Raw genomic sequence first — 16054 nt, forward strand, 5'->3', positions numbered from 1 at the left:
GGACAAATGCCCTGACAAAAAAGCAGCCGATTCGCACCGTTCGCGTAAAGAAACTCGGTTTGGACGCCCGAAACCGGTAACCTATGCAGCTGATTTTTTGTATTTCTTCGAGGTAGCACCCGTGTTTTCCCAATTCGCCCTGCACGAACGCCTGCTCAAAGCCGTGGCCGAGCTTAAATTTGTCGAGCCTACGCCTGTGCAAGCAGCGGCCATCCCGCTCGCGCTCGAAGGGCGTGACCTGCGGGTGACAGCTCAAACCGGTAGCGGCAAGACCGCCGCCTTCGTCCTGCCTGTGCTGAACCGCCTGATCGGCCCGGCCAAGGTTCGCGTCAGCATCAAGACCCTGATCCTGCTGCCGACTCGCGAGTTGGCCCAGCAGACCCTGAAGGAAGTCGAGCGTTTCTCGCAGTTCACCTTCATCAAGTCCGGCATCATCACCGGCGGTGAAGACTTCAAAGTCCAGGCCGCCATGCTGCGCAAGGTGCCGGACATCCTGATCGGCACCCCAGGCCGCATGATCGAGCAGCTCAACGCCGGCAACCTCGACCTCAAGGAAGTCGAAGTGCTGGTGCTGGACGAAGCCGACCGCATGCTCGACATGGGCTTTGCCGACGACGTTCAACGTCTGGTGGGCGAATGCGTCAACCGTCAGCAGACCATGCTGTTCTCTGCCACCACCGGTGGTTCGACCCTGCGCGACATGGTCGCCAAGGTACTGAACAACCCTGAGCACCTGCAGGTCAACAACGTCAGCGACCTGAACGCGACCACGCGTCAGCAGATCGTCACCGCCGACCACAATGTGCACAAAGAGCAGATTCTCAACTGGCTGCTGGCCAACGAGACCTATCAGAAAGCCATCGTGTTCACCAACACCCGCGCCGCCGCCGACCGCATCTATGGCCGCCTGGTGGCCCAGGAATACAAGGCGTTCGTGCTGCACGGCGAGAAAGACCAGAAGGACCGCAAGCTGGCCATCGACCGCCTCAAGGCTGGCGGCGTGAAGATCCTGGTCGCCACCGACGTCGCCGCCCGTGGCTTGGACGTTGACGGCCTGGACTTGGTGATCAACTTCGACATGCCGCGCAGTGGCGACGAATACGTGCACCGTATCGGGCGTACCGGGCGTGCCGGCAATGACGGCCTGGCCATCTCGCTGATCTGCCACGGCGACTGGAACCTGATGTCGAGCATCGAGCGCTACCTCAAGCAATCGTTCGAGCGCCGCACCATCAAGGAAGTCAAAGGCACCTACACCGGGCCGAAGAAGGTCAAGGCGTCGGGCAAGGCCGTTGGCGTGAAGAAGAAAAAGACCGACGCCAAGGGCGACAAGAAGAAAACCGGCGCCAAGTCGCCGACCAAGCGCAAGATCGCCAACCGGCCGAAGACCGACAACCTGTCGCTCGTCAGCAAGGACGGCATGGCGCCGCTCAAGCGCCGCAAGCCGGAAGCCCCGGCCGCCGAATAAGGCGCAGGTGATGTGAAAAAACCGGACGATTGTCCGGTTTTTTTATGCCGTCAGTTTTTGCCCTTGGCGGCTGCTTCCTTGAGCTCCTTCAGGCGAGCATTGATCAACTGGCACTTGTCCGGGAATTCCGCGCTTTCGGTGTCCAAGTCCATCTTTTGCAGCTCGTCGTTCATCTCCTTGGCCTTGGTCGGGTTCTGCTCGGTCAGCTTGGCCACTTCCTGAGCCAGTTGCTCGCGCTTGGCGGTAGCCTCGTCTGGCGTACAGGCCCAGGCGGGCAGGGCGGTCAACAATGCGGTGGCGATGGCCAGGTTCATCAGGGTTTTCATGGGTGCACCTCCTTGGCTGGGATATTCAGTTGAGGTCGCGGGCACCTGGAAAGTTCACGCCAATGACGCTCGTCTCCTGGGCTGAACGGCCAGTGGCGCGGCGGGTCACACCTTTAACGGGCTACTTTCCACTCGCCCGCAGGAGGAATCAGGATGACGACTTACAACTGGGATTTGATCGAACGTCTGCTGCATGAAGTGCAGAACGGCGAGGGCAGCTTCGCCCCGCGCAAATACGCCGAGCAGGAAGCGGCCGAGAAGGCCACGGCGGGCGAGTCCACCGGCAACCTGGACGCGCTCAAGAAGACTGCTGCGGATTATGAAGCGCTGCTGTTCAAGCGCGGTTTTATCGAATCGCGCCCCGAAGATGAGGGCGGTAATGGCGAGAATTTCATCCTGACCCCGCTGGGCGCGCAGTTGCTGGCGCTGATCGACAGTTCGATTCCGGGCGACGATCATCCACGCCAGGTGCTGGATGAGCAATCCGACGCGCTGGACCCGGCGACCTTCGCCGAGGTCGCCTCCAAGGCCCAGATCGCCTGATATCCATTACGCCCCGGCACGCTCGTAACGCCGGGGCGAAACTGTCAGATCGGTAATCTGCCGCTAAGCTGGCTGACAGCCGACCCTGCCTACTCTGCTGCCATTCAACTCATGGAATTGAATCGGCATGCACTCCAATATCTCCCGACGAACCTTCGTCAAAGGCTTGGCCGCCGGCGGCTTGCTGGGCGGGCTCGGCCTCTGGCGCAGCCCGGTCTGGGCCTTGACCAGCCCCGGCCAGCCCACGGTGCTGGCCGGCACCGAGTTTGATCTGTTCATCGACCAGGCCCCCGTCAACCTCACCGGCCGCCACCGCACGGCGCTGACCATCAATGGCGGCTTGCCCGGCCCGCTGCTGCGCTGGCGCGAAGGCGACACCGTGACCTTGCGCGTGAAGAACCGCTTGGCCGAACCGACGTCGATCCACTGGCACGGCATTCTCCTGCCGTCGAACATGGACGGCGTACCGGGCTTGAGCTTCAAGGGCATCGAGCCGGGTGGCGTGTTTGTCTACCAATTCACGGTCAAGCAGCACGGCACTTACTGGTACCACAGCCATTCCGGGTTCCAGGAACAGCAGGGCGTGTATGGCCCGCTGGTGATCGACCCGAGAGAGCCCGAGCCCTACACCTACCAGCGAGACTACGTGGTGATGCTGTCGGACTGGACCGACGAAGACCCGGTCGCCTTGATGAAAACCCTCAAGAAACAGTCCGACTACTACAATCTGCACAAGCCCACCGTGGGCGACTTCGTGCGGGATGTGGGCAAGCAAGGCTGGTCGGCCACGATTGCCGATCGGCTGATATGGGCGCAGATGAAGATGAACCCCACGGACTTGGCCGATGTCAGCGGCGAGACCTACACCTACCTGCTCAACGGCCAGCCGCCGGAGCGCAACTGGACCGGTGTGTTTCAGGCTGGCGAGACGATCCGGTTGCGCGTTATCAACGGCTCGGCAATGAGCTACTTCGATGTGCGCATTCCGGGGCTGAAGATGACCGTGATTGCCGCCGATGGCCAGCCAGTGCAGCCGGTGAGCGTGGACGAGTTCCGTATCGCCGTGGCGGAGACCTTCGATGTGCTGGTCGAGCCGACGGCCGAGGCTTACACGCTGTTCGCCCAGTCAATGGACCGCAGTGGTTATGCCCGCGGCACGCTTGCCCGACAAACCGGGGCGACGGCCCCCGTACCGGCACTGGACCCGCGCCCCTGGATCACCATGGACGACATGGGCATGGGTGGCATGGACCACGTTGCCATGGCGGATATGCCGGGCATGGATCACAGTGCCATGTCGATGCAGGCCCATCCTGCCAGCGAGCAAGACAACCCGCTGGTGGATATGCAGGCCATGAGCCCGGTGCCCAAGCTCGATGACCCCGGTATCGGCCTGCGCAACAACGGCCGGCGCGTCCTGACGTATGCCGACTTGCGCAGCACCTTCGAAGACCCCGACGGGCGCGATCCCAGCCGCACCATTGAACTGCACCTCACCGGGCATATGGAGAAGTTCGCCTGGTCGTTCAATGGCGTGAAGTTTTCCGATGCCGAGCCCTTGCAGTTGGCCTACGGCGAGCGAGTTCGGCTGGTGCTGGTCAACGACACCATGATGAGTCATCCCATCCACCTGCACGGCCTGTGGAGTGACCTGGAAGACGAAAACGGCCAGTTCCAGGTGCGCAAGCACACCATCGACATGCCGCCGGGCTCACGGCGCAGCTACCGAGTGACTGCCGATGCGTTGGGGCGTTGGGCCTATCACTGCCATCTGCTGTACCACATGGAAATGGGCATGTTCCGTGAGGTACGCGTGCATGAATGAGGACGCGAGCATGAGCCGTGTTTTAACTGTCCTGATCGGGCTGGCGTTCGCTCCATCGGCGCTGGCCGACGAATTCCAGGGCATGAGCCCGGCGACACCGGCGCTCACCGAGAGTCGCACACCGATTCCCGTGTTGACTGCCGCCGATCGCGCTGCGGTCTACAACGCGGCTGGTGGGCACAGGGTCCACGACAGTGGCATCAATTCCCTGCTGCTGATCAACCAGTTGGAATGGCAGGGCGGCGAGGGCGACGGCGCGCTGAATTGGGATATCAAGGGGTGGGTCGGTGGCGATATCGATCGCCTGTGGCTACGCAGTGAAGGCGAGCGCAGTGCCGGTCGCACCGAAAGCGCCGAAGCCCAGGCGTTGTGGGGGCATGCCATCACACCCTGGTGGGACTTGGTGGGTGGTGTGCGCCAGGACTTCAAGCCAGGGGACGGCCAGACCTGGGCGGCGTTCGGGGCCCAGGGCATGGCTCTTTACAACTTTGAAGCCGAAGCCACGGTGTTTGTCGGTGAAGCAGGGCGTACTGCTGCGAGATTGGAGGGCGATTACGACATTCTGCTGACCAATCGGCTGATCCTGCAGCCCACCGCTGAACTCAACTTCTATGGGCGCAACGATCCGCAGCGCGGCGTTGGTTCGGGCCTGTCGGACAGTGAGCTGGGCCTGAGGCTGCGTTACGAAGTGCACCGCGAATTTGCGCCCTATGTGGGCGTGACATGGAATCGCAGCTACGGCCAAACCGCGCAATACGCCCGAGATGACGGCGAAGACACGAACCAGGTGCGCTGGGTCGTGGGTGTGCGCCTGTGGTTCTGACGTTTCTATTTTTCCTATAACTCGCCGCCACGAGCGGCCTGGAGCCTTGCATGTCGATGTTTAAAACCGCCCTGGCGGGCGTTGTGCTGTGCGCCGGAGTGATCGCCAGCCTGGCGGCCTCGGCCCATCCGAAGTTGTTGTCGTCCACGCCAGCGTCCGGTGCCCAGGGCGCGGCACCGGCAGTCATTGAACTGCGGTTCTCGGAAAACCTGTTGACGCAGTTTTCCGGCGCCAAGCTGATCATGACCGATATGCCCGGCATGCCCAATTCGCCGATGCCGGTCAAGGCCAGTGTCGCGGCCAGTAGTGATCCTAAGGTGATGTTGATCAAACCGGCCTCCACACTGACGACCGGGACCTATCGGGTCGATTGGCGGGCCGTGTCTTCCGACACGCACCCGATCCTTGGCAACGTGGTGTTCAGCGTCCAGCCATGAGTGAACTGGTCCCGGTGTTACTGCGTTTCGCGCTGTATCTGGACTTGATGCTGGTATTCGGCCTGGGGCTGTTTGGCCTGTATGCAGACAGCAAGTTGCTGAATCTGAAACCGCTGCTGCGCAGGTTGGCGGCGCTGGGTTTGCTGCTGTCGTTGGCGTCGCTGCTGTCCATGACCCAGGCCATGAGCGGCGCCGAGGATTGGCCGACACTGTGGACGCACCTGCAGATGATGCTCTGGCAGACCGAGCTGGGCTGGACGTGGTGGTTGCGCATTGCGGCGCTGGTGCTGGTTGCGCTCAGTACCCGATTGGCCACCTTGTTCGGCGGCGTCGCGTTGGTGACGCTGGCGTGGGTCGGGTATGGCGTGATGCATGAGGGCTCGTTGGGGCAGTGGCATCTGCTAAGCGACAGTGCGCATCTGCTGGCAGCGGCGGGCTGGGTCGGGGCATTGGCGGCGTTCGGGCTGATGCTGGCGAGTGCGTCTGAGCAGGCGGTGCAGGTGTTGGCACACGCCTTGGCGGGCTTCGAGCGTGTTGGTGTGGTCTTCGTCGCGGTACTGATCGGCACGGGCGTGGCGAATTATCTGTTTGTGGTCGGGCCGAACCTGGACGGCATCACCGGCGGTGTCTACGCAATCCTGTTGTGCTTGAAGTTGGGGATGTTCGGCTTGATGTTGGGGCTGGCGGCGCTCAATCGCTCGCACTTGACGCCCCTGCTTCAGCGCTCCCTCGCGGCGGGTGACCACAGAGCGGCGCGTAATGCCTTGCGTCGCAGCATCACCCTGGAGTTTGGGGCGGTGGTGCTGATCCTGGGGCTTGTGGCCTGGCTGGGGACCTTGGCACCCAGCTAGGGCTGCACGCTCTTCAGGCATTTAAGCGCCTGGAAATCGCTGCGCACCTTGTCGATTTTCTGGGTGAGTTTCTGCCGTTGCTGCACAGTACTTTCGGCCATCACGTCGACAATCAGGCTGCGGGCCGCGGCTTCCGTCTGTGCATAGGCGGTGCGATATTGCGGGGTCCACAGGTTTTCGCGGTCCACCAGCAACTGCTGCATTTTCTGCGGGAAGTCGGCGTTTTTGCGCTGTTGCACGGCGTCGATAAATTGCGCCTGCCAGCGGGCGCGGTTGCCGATCCATTCATGGTTCTGCTCGCCCAGTGCGATGGACCAGGCGGTCACCCGGTTCTGCTGGCTGGCGCTGAGCGGGCCGATCCAGGCGTCCAGGCGTTTGCTCATGCGCTCGGCGCGGTCCTTGATCTGCTGGGTAAGGGGCGGCTTGAGATATTCGTCCTGGCGCTTGCGCATGTCCTTGGCCAGGGCGGCGCTCATTTCCTTGACCTGCTGGTCGTCCAGGCCTTGGAGCAGTTCGATGGCGGAGGGCGTGATCTCACGGGCGACTTCGTCGATGGCCTGTTTGGCCTCGGTGGTCCGGGCCTGGAGCGCGGCGTCGGTGACCTGGTTGTCGTTGGCCATCTGTTGCAGGCGGTCCAGCCAATCCAGGTAACCCGGCAATTGCGTGGTGCAGTGCCAGGCCAGGTGTTCCTTGAGCTTGTCGTTGAACCAACTCTTCTGCCCGGCATTCATGTCCAGGTAGTCATTGAGGGTCCAGGGGATGATCACGTCGAGGTTGCGATAGGCCAGGCCCACGCGATTGCAACCGGTGAGCGCCAGGCTCAGGGTCAGCAGTACCACCAGTAGTTTGAGCCGACGCAGCATGGGCGGGTCCTTCGCAGAGTGGGTTATCACATGTGAACCCGCGCCGGGTGCGACAGTTCAGCCCCTCAATAAAACGACCGTGCGGCCTTCAACGTCAACAGGCCATCGCATTGCGAGTTGTGTCCGGAATAGGCCGAGCAATCCCCGCCGCTGAGGCTGGAATCGCTGTAGATCAGGTTCAAGTCCACGCCCATCCACTGTCGGGAGAATTGCACCGACCAGTCGCTGAAGGTCCGAATGGAGCCGCCGTCCACCGAGACCGGGGTGCCCAACTGATGAGTGGTGTATTTCATGCTGACGCCGATGCCGAACGGCTGGGTGCCGCCGAGGTCGGCAAACAGGGTGCTGTCCTGGCGGTCCGGGTCGTTGCTGAAGGAGGCGCCGAAGCGATTGCCCAGAAGGTTCAGGCCGCCGTAGAACTCCTGGCTGTCAAGGGGGCTGAGCGTGGGGTAGCTGTAGTGGATCAGGCCCACTTCGTAGCCCAAAGTCTGGTCGAAGGGGTGCTTGAAGCCCATGTAGGAGTCGACTTCGAGGTTGCTGGACGAAGACAGGCCCATGTTCGGTGAAAACTGGCCGAAGTACAGGCCGCTGTCGTGGCTCAGGTCCAGCCCGCCATGGAAGGAATCGCTGCCGGGAGACGTTGGCTTGACCAGGCCCTGGGCCATGCTGCGGCTGGGCGTCGTGCCCAATTTCAAGTCGAAGTCACCCAATTCACGCTGGAAGATCTGGGCTTCGGCGAGAGGGCTGGCAATCAGGGCGCCGACCAGGAATATGCAGGGTTTGAACATGCTTCACTCCATGAAAAGCGAGGAGCAGTAACGGAGAAAATCGGGCAGATGCCCGTGCTAGACGTGTGCAAGCATACCGGCGAATGCCAGGCGGTGAGGCCCGTTCGTCGATTAGCGCGATGATGAAGGTAAGCAGAGGGTATTTCGGGCTCTAGTCCTAGCGCCTTGATGGCAAGACGCTTAGGGACCAGGTGTGTTGCGCGGTATTACTTCTTACCCAGGCTGATCTGCTTGGATGGGCCGAAAGTCTGGCCGCTCACGCCCTTGGCAATCTGCTGGATTTCGCCGCCGGACTTGAGGAATGCAGCAATTTGGCTGTTGATCGATTCGCTGGTTTCAACGGCGGGAGCTGGCTTTGCTTTGCTGTTGGATGCTTTTACGCGCATGGCGGCCACTAACCTGTAGAAAATTAACTTGGCCAGGCATCGTACAGGAAATACTTGACAATTGCTTGGCAAATATCCCTTGGGAATAAGTGAGTCCGTGGGAAATAGCCGAAGTTCATCGTTGAAATAGTCCCCTAACTTACTGTTTTAGCTCGAAACCATGGAGCTATCCGTGACCGACTGCGCGGAAAAAATGGGTCGATTGATCAGACGAGCGGGGCGGAGCCATGGCAACCCGCGATTTTTCAGGGGCGCGCGCGTGGCGGGCACAACTCGGGTAGAATGCCGCCCACGTAATGAGGGTATTGAAAATGGCTTTGGTCGGGCGCTACAACAGCTTGCAAGTGGTTAAACACACTAACTTTGGTTTGTACCTGGACGGTGCGCAAGATGGCGAAATCCTCTTGCCTAATCGGTATATCCCCAAAGATATTCCTAGTGAAGATGAAGACTGGCTTAACGTTTTCATTTATCTGGACAGCGATGACAAACTTATCGCCACGACTGAAAAGCCCAAAGTTCAAGTGGGTGAATTCGCCAGTTTGAAAGTGGTGGAAGTCAACAGCATTGGCGTGTTCCTCGACTGGGGTTTGCCCAAGGACCTGTTGCTGCCGTATTCGGAAGAAAAGCGCCAGATGACCGCAGGTGAATACTGCGTGGTGCACGTCTACCTCGACAAACACACCAAGCGCATCACCGCCACTGCACGCCTGGATCGCTACCTGGACAAGACCCCCGCCAACTACCAGGTGGGCCAGGAGGTCGACCTGCTGGTGGCCGAAGCCACTGACATGGGCTTCAAGGCGATCATCAACAACAAGCACTGGGGCCTGATCCACAAGAACGAAGTGTTCAAGTTCCTGCGCCCAGGGAAAGAAGAGAAGGGCTTTATCAAAGAGATCCGCGCCGATGGCAACATCAGCCTGAGCCTGCAGCCGGTCGGCCAGGAAGCGGCCTCCAGCCTCAACTCGAAGATCCTCGCCAAGTTGCGTGAAAACAACGGCAGCTTGCCGGTCAGCGACAAGAGTGATCCGGCGGTGATCAGCAACTTGTTCGGCGTGAGCAAGGGCAACTTCAAGAAGGCCATTGGTGCGTTGTACAAGCAGGGCCAGATTGTGATTCACGCGGATCGCATTGAACTAAGCTGACTACGCTTTGCTCTTCTGTAGACGCTCGTCGGCGTCTACAGAGGTTGCACCAATGACCAAGAAATCGCTGTTCGCCTACCTCGGCACGTTGCTCGCCTTCCTAGTGCTGGACGGTCTCTGGCTCGGTGTCCTCATGGGCCCCACCTACAAATCCCTGCTGGGTCCATTGATGCTGGACCAGCCCCGTCTGTTGCCCGCCACATTCTTCTATCTCCTTTACGTGCTCGGTTGCGTGGTGTTCGTGGTCTTGCCCAGCGCAAGCTGGCAACGCGCAGCACGCCTGGGTGCCTTACTGGGCTTGGTCGCCTACGGCACCTATGACTTGAGCAACTGGGCCACGCTGAAAGGATGGTCTGCGCAGTTGGCGGTCATGGACATGGCGTGGGGCACCTTCTTGACCGCAGCCTGCTGCACGGTGGGTTATCTGTGTGCACATCGAGTGCAGCGTTGATTGTGTACAGGATTTTTGTGCACCGTTGCTGAGCGTAGGCCCTGTATCCAAGCCTGTTCCCCTCCCTTTGGAACACCGTTTCATAGGGATTGCGTTCAATTGGCACGCATTCTGCTGAACGCCTCGTATACAAACCATGCCGCCTCCCGTATGCATCCCCGTGACGGAAGCGCAGGCCGGTATTTCGAGGAGCCCCGCGATGACCGAACAATTGCCCAAAGGCTACAGCCCGCGCCTGTACAACCAGGACCTGGGCCCGCTGCCACAAAAGTGGAACTGGTACAACATCTTCGCTTTCTGGATGAGCGACGTGCACAGCGTCGGCGGTTATGTGTTTGCCGCCAGCCTGTTCGCCTTGGGCTTGGCCAGTTGGCAAGTACTCATCGCCTTGCTCGCCGGTATCTGCATTGTGCAACTGATCGCCAACCTGGTGGCCAAGCCGAGCCAGCAAGCCGCTGTGCCTTATCCCGTGATCTGTCGCCTGGCGTTTGGTGTGTTCGGCGCGAATATTCCTGCGGTGATTCGCGGCTTGATCGCCGTGGCCTGGTACGGGATTCAGACGTACCTGGCGTCGAGCGCCTTGATCATCGTGGTGCTGCGTTTCTTCCCACAGATGGCGGTGTACGCGGAGCCGCATTTTGCGGGCTTGTCTTACCTTGGCTGGTTTGGTTTCCTCAGCCTGTGGCTGTTGCAAGCGGCGGTGTTCTGGGCCGGCATGGAGTCCATCCGCCGTTTTATCGATTGGGCCGGGCCGGTGGTCTATGCGGTGATGTTCGCCCTGGCGGGTTGGATCGTGTGGAAGGCGGGCTGGTCGAACATCAGCTTCACCCTGGCGGAAAAATCCCTGTCGGGCTGGCAGGCATTCGGTCAGGTGATCGTGGCGACGGCGTTGGTGGTGTCGTACTTCTCCGGGCCGACCCTGAACTTCGGCGACTTCAGCCGCTACTGCCGCAGCATGCAGGACGTACGGCGCGGCAACTTCTGGGGGCTGCCGGTGAATTTCCTGGCATTTTCCCTGGTCACCGTGGTGATAGTCTCGGGCACCTTGCCGGTGTTTGGCGAAATGCTGCATGACCCGATCGCCACGGTTTCGCGCATCGATAACAGCATGGCGGTGTTGCTGGGCGCCTTTGCTTTTGTCACCGCAACCATCGGCATCAATATCGTCGCCAACTTCGTGTCCCCAGCCTTTGACTTCGCCAACGTCGCGCCGAGCAAGATCAGCTGGCGCGCGGGTGGGATGATCGCCGCCGTGGCGTCGATCTTCATCACACCGTGGAACCTGTTCAATAACCCGCTGATGATCCACTACACCCTGGATATTCTCGCGGCCTTCATTGGGCCACTGTTCGGCATTCTGCTGGTGGATTTCTACCTGATCAAAAAACAGCAGATCGATGTGGACGCGTTGTTCGATGACAGCCCCAGCGGGCGCTACTACTTCGACGGCGGCGTGAACTGGACGGCGGTCAAGGCGCTGGTGCCCGCGACGCTGGTGGGCGTCGCGATCACCTTTACCCCGGCGTTGCAGGGCATGGCCAACTTCGCCTGGTTTACCGGCTGCTTCCTGGGTGGGCTGTTTTTCCTGGTGTTGGCGCGGCGTGAACAGGTGCGCGTGCCTGCGCCGCTGGTTGCCGGCTGACCAGAATCGAGCCCGCCACCAGTAATCCGGCACCGGCGACTACCAGTGCCGTTTGCAGCCCGCCACTCAGGTGGCTGCTGACCGAGGCCAGTAATGGGCCGCTCAATTGGCCGATGGCGAAGCTGGCGGTCAGCAGTCCGGTGCTGCGCTGATAGCCGTGGGGGGCAACGTCCCGCAGGCGGGCCATCACCAACTGCATGCAAGTCAGGAACGGTCCGCCGCACAGCAACACCCCCAGTGCCAGGCCCCAGCCATTGCCCAGCAAGCAGGCAAACACCCCGGCCGCTTGCAGCCACAATGTAGTCATCAGCCAGCGGCGAGTGGTGTCTGGGTCCTTGCGGCGCAGGGTCGCCACCACCACGCCAATCGCGGCGGCCAAGCCAAAGCACGGCCAGAACAGATCGGCTTGCCAGGCACCCTTGAATTGCGCGCTGGCCATCTGCGACAGGAACGTCGCTGGAATGATGTAGCCAAGACCATACAACACATAGATCCAGCACAAGTGCGCGATGCTGCCGTTGCTGCCAGCATCGGTCTGGCCGACAACGGGCTTGCCGCTGGCGGAGGGCTTCGGCAGGAAAGGCAAAATGGCCAGCAACATCAGCAGCGCCACCCCGCCATACACCAGCCACAATGTGCCCGAATTTTGCCCCATCAGGTTCGAGCCCAACGCCAGTAAGCCAGTCAACAAAATCCCCAGCCCCGGCCCGGCAAAGACCAAGGCACCCAGGCGCGGACGTCCGGCGGCAATCGCCAGCGGCTGGCTCAGGCTGGTGATCATCACCAGGGCCCAGGCACTCGCGACACCGGTGCCAAAGCGCAGCAACAAGTGCGGCCAGAACCCGTGGGCCCAGTACGACGCGAGCGTCAGCAGCACGCACAACCACAACCCGCCATATAAGCGCCCACGGACATGGTGATGGCTGCGCGCGAAGATTGAATCCACCGCACCGACGAAGTAGCCCAGGTAGTTGGCGGCGGCGATCAGGCCGGCGCCGGTCAGGTCGATCTGCCCTTCACTGAGCAGATGGGGCATTTGGGGGGTGAGGGCGAAGCGGCCAATCCCCATCGCCATCATCAGGGCGACAAAGCTGGCGAGTAAGCGGACGAATGGAGACATGGTCAGTTTTCCTGCGGGTAAACGAATACCCTCAGGCTAAAGCGGATTGACTTTCTGTAAAAATGAATAATAGTGAGTAACTTGTTCAGTTTTGGAGAAAGGTATGGAGTTCAGTCAATTGCGCATTTTCCAGGCGGTGGCGGAAGAGGGCTCCATCACGCGCGCGGCGGACCGCTTGCATCGAGTGCCGTCGAACCTGTCGACACGCCTCAAGCAAATGGAGGAGCAGCTCGGAGTAGAGCTGTTTGTGCGCGAGCGCCAGCGCTTGCAGCTGTCTCCGGCCGGCAAGGTGTTGCTGGACTACAGCACCCGTCTGCTGGCCCTGCATGATGAAGCCCACGGCGCGGTGCAAGGCGGGCAACCGGCCGGCGATTTTGTGGTAGGCAGCATGTACAGCACGGCGGCGGTGCATTTGCCGAAGCTGCTGGCGGGCTATCACAAGGCTTACCCGATGGTGAATCTGCAAGTGCAATCGGCGCCCAGCGGTGAGTTGCTCGAAGGCCTGATTACTGGCCGTCTGGATGCGGCATTTGTGGACGGCCCTATTACCATCGCTTCCCTGGACGGTGTGCCTCTGTGTGAAGAGCGCCTGGTGCTTATCTGCGAGGCCGACCACCCGCCTGTGCGAGGGCCCCAGGATGTTGCGGGACGCTCGGTGTTCACCTTCCGTCGCAGTTGCGCCTATCGCACGCGCCTGGAAACCTGGTTTTCCCACGAGCGCGTGGCCATGGGGCGGGCAATTGAGATCGAGTCTTATCAGGGCATGCTGGCGTGCGTGATCGCTGGCTCCGGGGTGGCGTTGATGTCCGAATCCATGCTTGAGAGCCTGCCAGGCAAGGACAGCGTGTCCGTTCATCCGCTGACAGGGCCTTTTGCCACTGCGACCACCTGGCTGATGTGGCGAAAGGGTATGCTCGGCGCTAACCTCAACGCATGGATCGACCTGCAGCAAGCCAGCAAGACTGCGGTCCTGCAAGACACCCGCGCCATTGCTTGAACGATCCGTCAGGATTTTGATGAATTCAGTAATAGTTCGTTGTGGTTTCGTTCAAGCATTACGTAGGACTTAGGGCTACTATCAGTGTAGGAAAGGGCGACAGAACTTGCGCCTACCAGCATTACCCTCAAAGGGGGCAACCATGAAAGAGAAAATTCAAAACTGGCTCCATGATCTGGGTGTTGCACTGGGCTTGATCGAGCCCCCACTGCAACCCGTGCCGATTCGCACCGATGACGAGCAACGTCGCCCACGTCGCAGGTAAGTCCTGGAAGCGCTCACGTGATTGAATCGCGCGGGCGCTGATACCTCGGGTCGTTCTTCAGGGCGTGTTCGGTTCCCTGTAGCAAGACTGTATCCGCTGTTCATTTCGTAGTATCCGCAATTGTCTGACGAGGCATGCCGCATTGTCAGAGCCTTCCTCTTATTCCGTCATCCGTGCCCTTTTTCCTGTTCGTCCTTCTATATTTCTGCCTTCACATGGATCAGGAGGCGTGGGGATGTCCCGCGTTTTAGTCGCCAAACATTTAACCCACAGCCTGTTGTCAATGACTCTGCGCGGGTACTCATTCGGCGTGTGGGCATCACTCGCCGGTTGCGCAGCTTCCCCTCCAGATATCGACAACATCGCTATCTCGGGTTTTCACTCCGAAGAACCGGAGCGCTGTCGACCCAGCGACGTTACGTTGGATGAGCGACAAGTCGCGTCCTTCTTCAAGCGCGCAGAACCTATTGACGCACGCACGCTGCATGACGAGTACGACTGGGCACCTTGTTACCTTGAAGGCACACTCAGATTTCACGGCGAGGCTTGTGCGTGGCGGGTGAGGGCGGGGGCGACAGGGGAGATCGATTGCCCTATAACCGAGCAGTATTTTGGCTGTAAATCCTGCGGAGATTTGTTTGAAGAAGCCGGCCGGAATGCTGAATAAAAAAAACGGGCACGACATCCGACGTCGCGCCCGCTGAAGAAACCGCTCTAAATCCAGTTGTATCTCAAACCGCGCTGGCCGCCACACCCGCTGGCCGGCGCGACAACAAACTCACCACCACAAAACTCACCAGCCCAATCGCCAGGCTGTAGTAGATCGGTGTGTTCGCATCCAAGCCATCCTTGATCATGAACACCAACGCCGTCACAAAGCCCAGGGTCATGGACGTAATGGCGCCCGAGGTGGTCGCGCGTTTCCAGAAGATCGCGCCGATCAGCGGGATCAACATACCGCCCACCAGCAGGTTGTAGGCCAGGGTCAAGGCGCTGATCACATCGCTCACCACCAGTGCAATACCTAGCACGGCAATACCGGTCAGCATCGTGAACAGGCGGTTGATGGCCAGGCTCGACTGCTTGCCGCCACGCAGGCGCGGCAGCAGGTCTTCGGCCAGTACGGTGGAGGCGGCGAGCAAGCCGGCGCTGGCGGTGGACATCATCGCGGCCAGTGCCGCGGCAATCACCAGGCCGCGGATGCCGTCCGGCAGCGACACTTTCACAATAGCGGCAAACGCATTGTTGACGTTATCCAGGTCCGGGATCAGCACATGCGCGGCCATGCCGATCAATGCACAGGCCAGGCCGTAGAGGATGCAGTAGAAACCGGCGAAAGTGCCTGCGTACTTGGCGACCTTTTCGTCACGGGCGGTGAACACCCGTTGCCAGATGTCCTGGCCGATCAGGATGCCGAAGAAGTAGATCATGAAGTAGGTGATGATCGTGTCCCAACCGATCGCGGTGAAGCTGAAGCTCGATGCGGGCAGCTTGGCCACCAGTTCGTCCCAGCCGCCGACGCGGTACAGGCAGATCGGCAGCAGGATGAACATCAGGCCGACGGTCTTGATCACGAACTGCACGATGTCAGTGAGGGTCAGCGACCACATGCCGCCGATGGTGGAGTACACCACCACCACGCCACCGCCGAGCAGCACCGAGATCCAGAACGGCAGGCCGAACAGCACTTGCAGTACGGTGCCGATGGCGAGGATCGAGGTCACGCCGATCATCAGCGCGTAGGCCAGCATGATCACGGCGCTGGCCTGGCGGGCCATCGGGTTGTAGCGTTTTTCCAGCACCTGGGTCACGGTGAAGATCTTCAGTTTCAACAGTGGCTTGGCCAGGAACAGGTTCAGCGCAATGATGCCCATGCCCAGCGCGGCACACAGCCAGAAGCCGGAGATGCCATGCACGTAGCCCAGACGCACGGTGCCGACGGTGGACGCACCGCCCAATACCGTGGCGGCCATGGTGCCCATGTACAACGACGGGCCCAGGTTGCGCCCGGCCACGAGGTAGTCTTCGTGGGTCTTGGCGCGGCGCATGCCGTAGTAGCCGAGCACGAGCATGCCGGCGGCGTAGATGAGTACGACGAATAAATCCAAAGCCATGACGGCG

18 protein-coding genes are annotated in these 16054 nt (G+C 60.6%); 12 read left to right on the plus strand and 6 right to left on the minus strand.

Annotated features, from left to right (window positions below; all coding sequences use genetic code 11):
* Positions 1-121 precede the first annotated feature (121 nt).
* On the plus strand, positions 122-1468 hold the full coding sequence (locus WH299_RS02065) for a DEAD/DEAH box helicase (RefSeq protein ID WP_016979359.1): 1347 nt from the start codon (positions 122-124) through the stop codon (positions 1466-1468).
* Positions 1469-1518: 50 nt separating this feature from the next.
* Here the strand turns inward: WH299_RS02065 and WH299_RS02070 are convergent, their stop codons facing one another.
* A complete protein-coding gene (locus tag WH299_RS02070; protein ID WP_339549497.1) occupies positions 1519-1794 on the minus strand; it encodes a hypothetical protein in 276 nt (91 codons plus the stop codon).
* Between the two features lie 153 nt (positions 1795-1947).
* Between WH299_RS02070 and WH299_RS02075 the strand changes: the two genes are divergently transcribed.
* The 5 genes from WH299_RS02075 to copD all read left to right on the plus strand — a co-directional run bounded on the left by WH299_RS02075 (position 1948) and on the right by copD (position 6273).
* On the plus strand, positions 1948-2337 hold the full coding sequence (locus tag WH299_RS02075) for a transcriptional regulator (protein ID WP_339549498.1): 390 nt from the start codon (positions 1948-1950) through the stop codon (positions 2335-2337).
* A 127-nt stretch (positions 2338-2464) separates the two neighbouring features.
* Positions 2465-4162, plus strand: coding sequence for a copper resistance system multicopper oxidase (locus WH299_RS02080; protein WP_339549499.1), 1698 nt, complete (start codon positions 2465-2467; stop codon positions 4160-4162).
* Between the two features lie 10 nt (positions 4163-4172).
* Positions 4173-4985 (plus strand): copper resistance protein B, encoded by an 813-nt coding sequence (locus WH299_RS02085; protein ID WP_028617396.1) that lies wholly within the window; start codon positions 4173-4175, stop codon positions 4983-4985.
* A gap of 50 nt (positions 4986-5035) precedes the next feature.
* The gene (gene copC / locus WH299_RS02090) at positions 5036-5422 is read left to right on the plus strand and encodes a copper homeostasis periplasmic binding protein CopC (protein ID WP_068937125.1); all 387 of its coding nucleotides are present in this window, start codon (positions 5036-5038) and stop codon (positions 5420-5422) included.
* The gene (gene copD / locus WH299_RS02095; protein ID WP_339549501.1) at positions 5419-6273 is read left to right on the plus strand and encodes a copper homeostasis membrane protein CopD; all 855 of its coding nucleotides are present in this window, start codon (positions 5419-5421) and stop codon (positions 6271-6273) included. Before copC ends, copD begins: the two co-directional genes overlap by 4 nt.
* Here copD and WH299_RS02100 read toward each other — a convergent pair.
* From WH299_RS02100 to WH299_RS02110, 3 genes are all read right to left on the minus strand, one after another.
* Positions 6270-7136, minus strand: a complete 867-nt coding sequence (locus WH299_RS02100; protein ID WP_339549503.1) for a DUF6279 family lipoprotein — start codon at positions 7134-7136, stop codon at positions 6270-6272. The genes copD and WH299_RS02100 overlap by 4 nt on opposite strands.
* Before the next feature lie 65 nt (positions 7137-7201).
* Complete coding sequence (locus WH299_RS02105; protein ID WP_123474491.1) at positions 7202-7924, minus strand: TorF family putative porin; 723 nt, start codon at positions 7922-7924, stop codon at positions 7202-7204.
* A 206-nt stretch (positions 7925-8130) separates the two neighbouring features.
* Positions 8131-8310, minus strand: coding sequence for a hypothetical protein (locus WH299_RS02110; RefSeq protein ID WP_003193095.1), 180 nt, complete (start codon positions 8308-8310; stop codon positions 8131-8133).
* A 311-nt stretch (positions 8311-8621) separates the two neighbouring features.
* Between WH299_RS02110 and WH299_RS02115 the strand changes: the two genes are divergently transcribed.
* From WH299_RS02115 to WH299_RS02125, 3 genes are all read left to right on the plus strand, one after another.
* A complete protein-coding gene (locus tag WH299_RS02115) occupies positions 8622-9458 on the plus strand; it encodes a CvfB family protein (RefSeq protein WP_017845295.1) in 837 nt (278 codons plus the stop codon).
* A gap of 52 nt (positions 9459-9510) precedes the next feature.
* Positions 9511-9909: a DUF2177 family protein gene (locus WH299_RS02120; RefSeq protein WP_122726661.1), complete on the plus strand. Its 399-nt coding sequence runs from the start codon at positions 9511-9513 to the stop codon at positions 9907-9909.
* A 199-nt stretch (positions 9910-10108) separates the two neighbouring features.
* Complete coding sequence (locus WH299_RS02125) at positions 10109-11551, plus strand: NCS1 family nucleobase:cation symporter-1 (protein ID WP_122726663.1); 1443 nt, start codon at positions 10109-10111, stop codon at positions 11549-11551.
* Here the strand turns inward: WH299_RS02125 and WH299_RS02130 are convergent.
* Entirely contained in the window at positions 11463-12671 is a 1209-nt protein-coding gene (locus WH299_RS02130) for an MFS transporter (RefSeq protein ID WP_339549504.1), read from the minus strand. The two genes, WH299_RS02125 and WH299_RS02130, sit on opposite strands and share 89 nt — an antisense overlap.
* A gap of 103 nt (positions 12672-12774) precedes the next feature.
* Between WH299_RS02130 and ptrR the strand changes: the two genes are divergently transcribed.
* From ptrR to WH299_RS02145, 3 genes are all read left to right on the plus strand, one after another.
* Positions 12775-13668 carry a putrescine utilization regulator PtrR gene (ptrR, locus tag WH299_RS02135; RefSeq protein WP_122687305.1) on the plus strand — a complete coding sequence of 298 codons (894 nt, stop codon included), beginning with the start codon at positions 12775-12777 and terminating at the stop codon, positions 13666-13668.
* 142 nt (positions 13669-13810) lie between these two features.
* Positions 13811-13933 carry a PA1414 family protein gene (locus WH299_RS02140; RefSeq protein WP_003193089.1) on the plus strand — a complete coding sequence of 41 codons (123 nt, stop codon included), beginning with the start codon at positions 13811-13813 and terminating at the stop codon, positions 13931-13933.
* A 235-nt stretch (positions 13934-14168) separates the two neighbouring features.
* Positions 14169-14600 (plus strand): hypothetical protein, encoded by a 432-nt coding sequence (locus WH299_RS02145; RefSeq protein WP_339549506.1) that lies wholly within the window; start codon positions 14169-14171, stop codon positions 14598-14600.
* 64 nt (positions 14601-14664) lie between these two features.
* Here the strand turns inward: WH299_RS02145 and WH299_RS02150 are convergent, their stop codons facing one another.
* On the minus strand, positions 14665-16047 hold the full coding sequence (locus WH299_RS02150; RefSeq protein WP_122726669.1) for a sodium:solute symporter family transporter: 1383 nt from the start codon (positions 16045-16047) through the stop codon (positions 14665-14667).
* Positions 16048-16054: the final 7 nt, after the last annotated feature.

Source organism: Pseudomonas sp. MYb541 (assembly GCF_037479595.1).
Classification (GTDB): Bacteria; Pseudomonadota; Gammaproteobacteria; order Pseudomonadales; family Pseudomonadaceae; genus Aquipseudomonas; species Aquipseudomonas canadensis.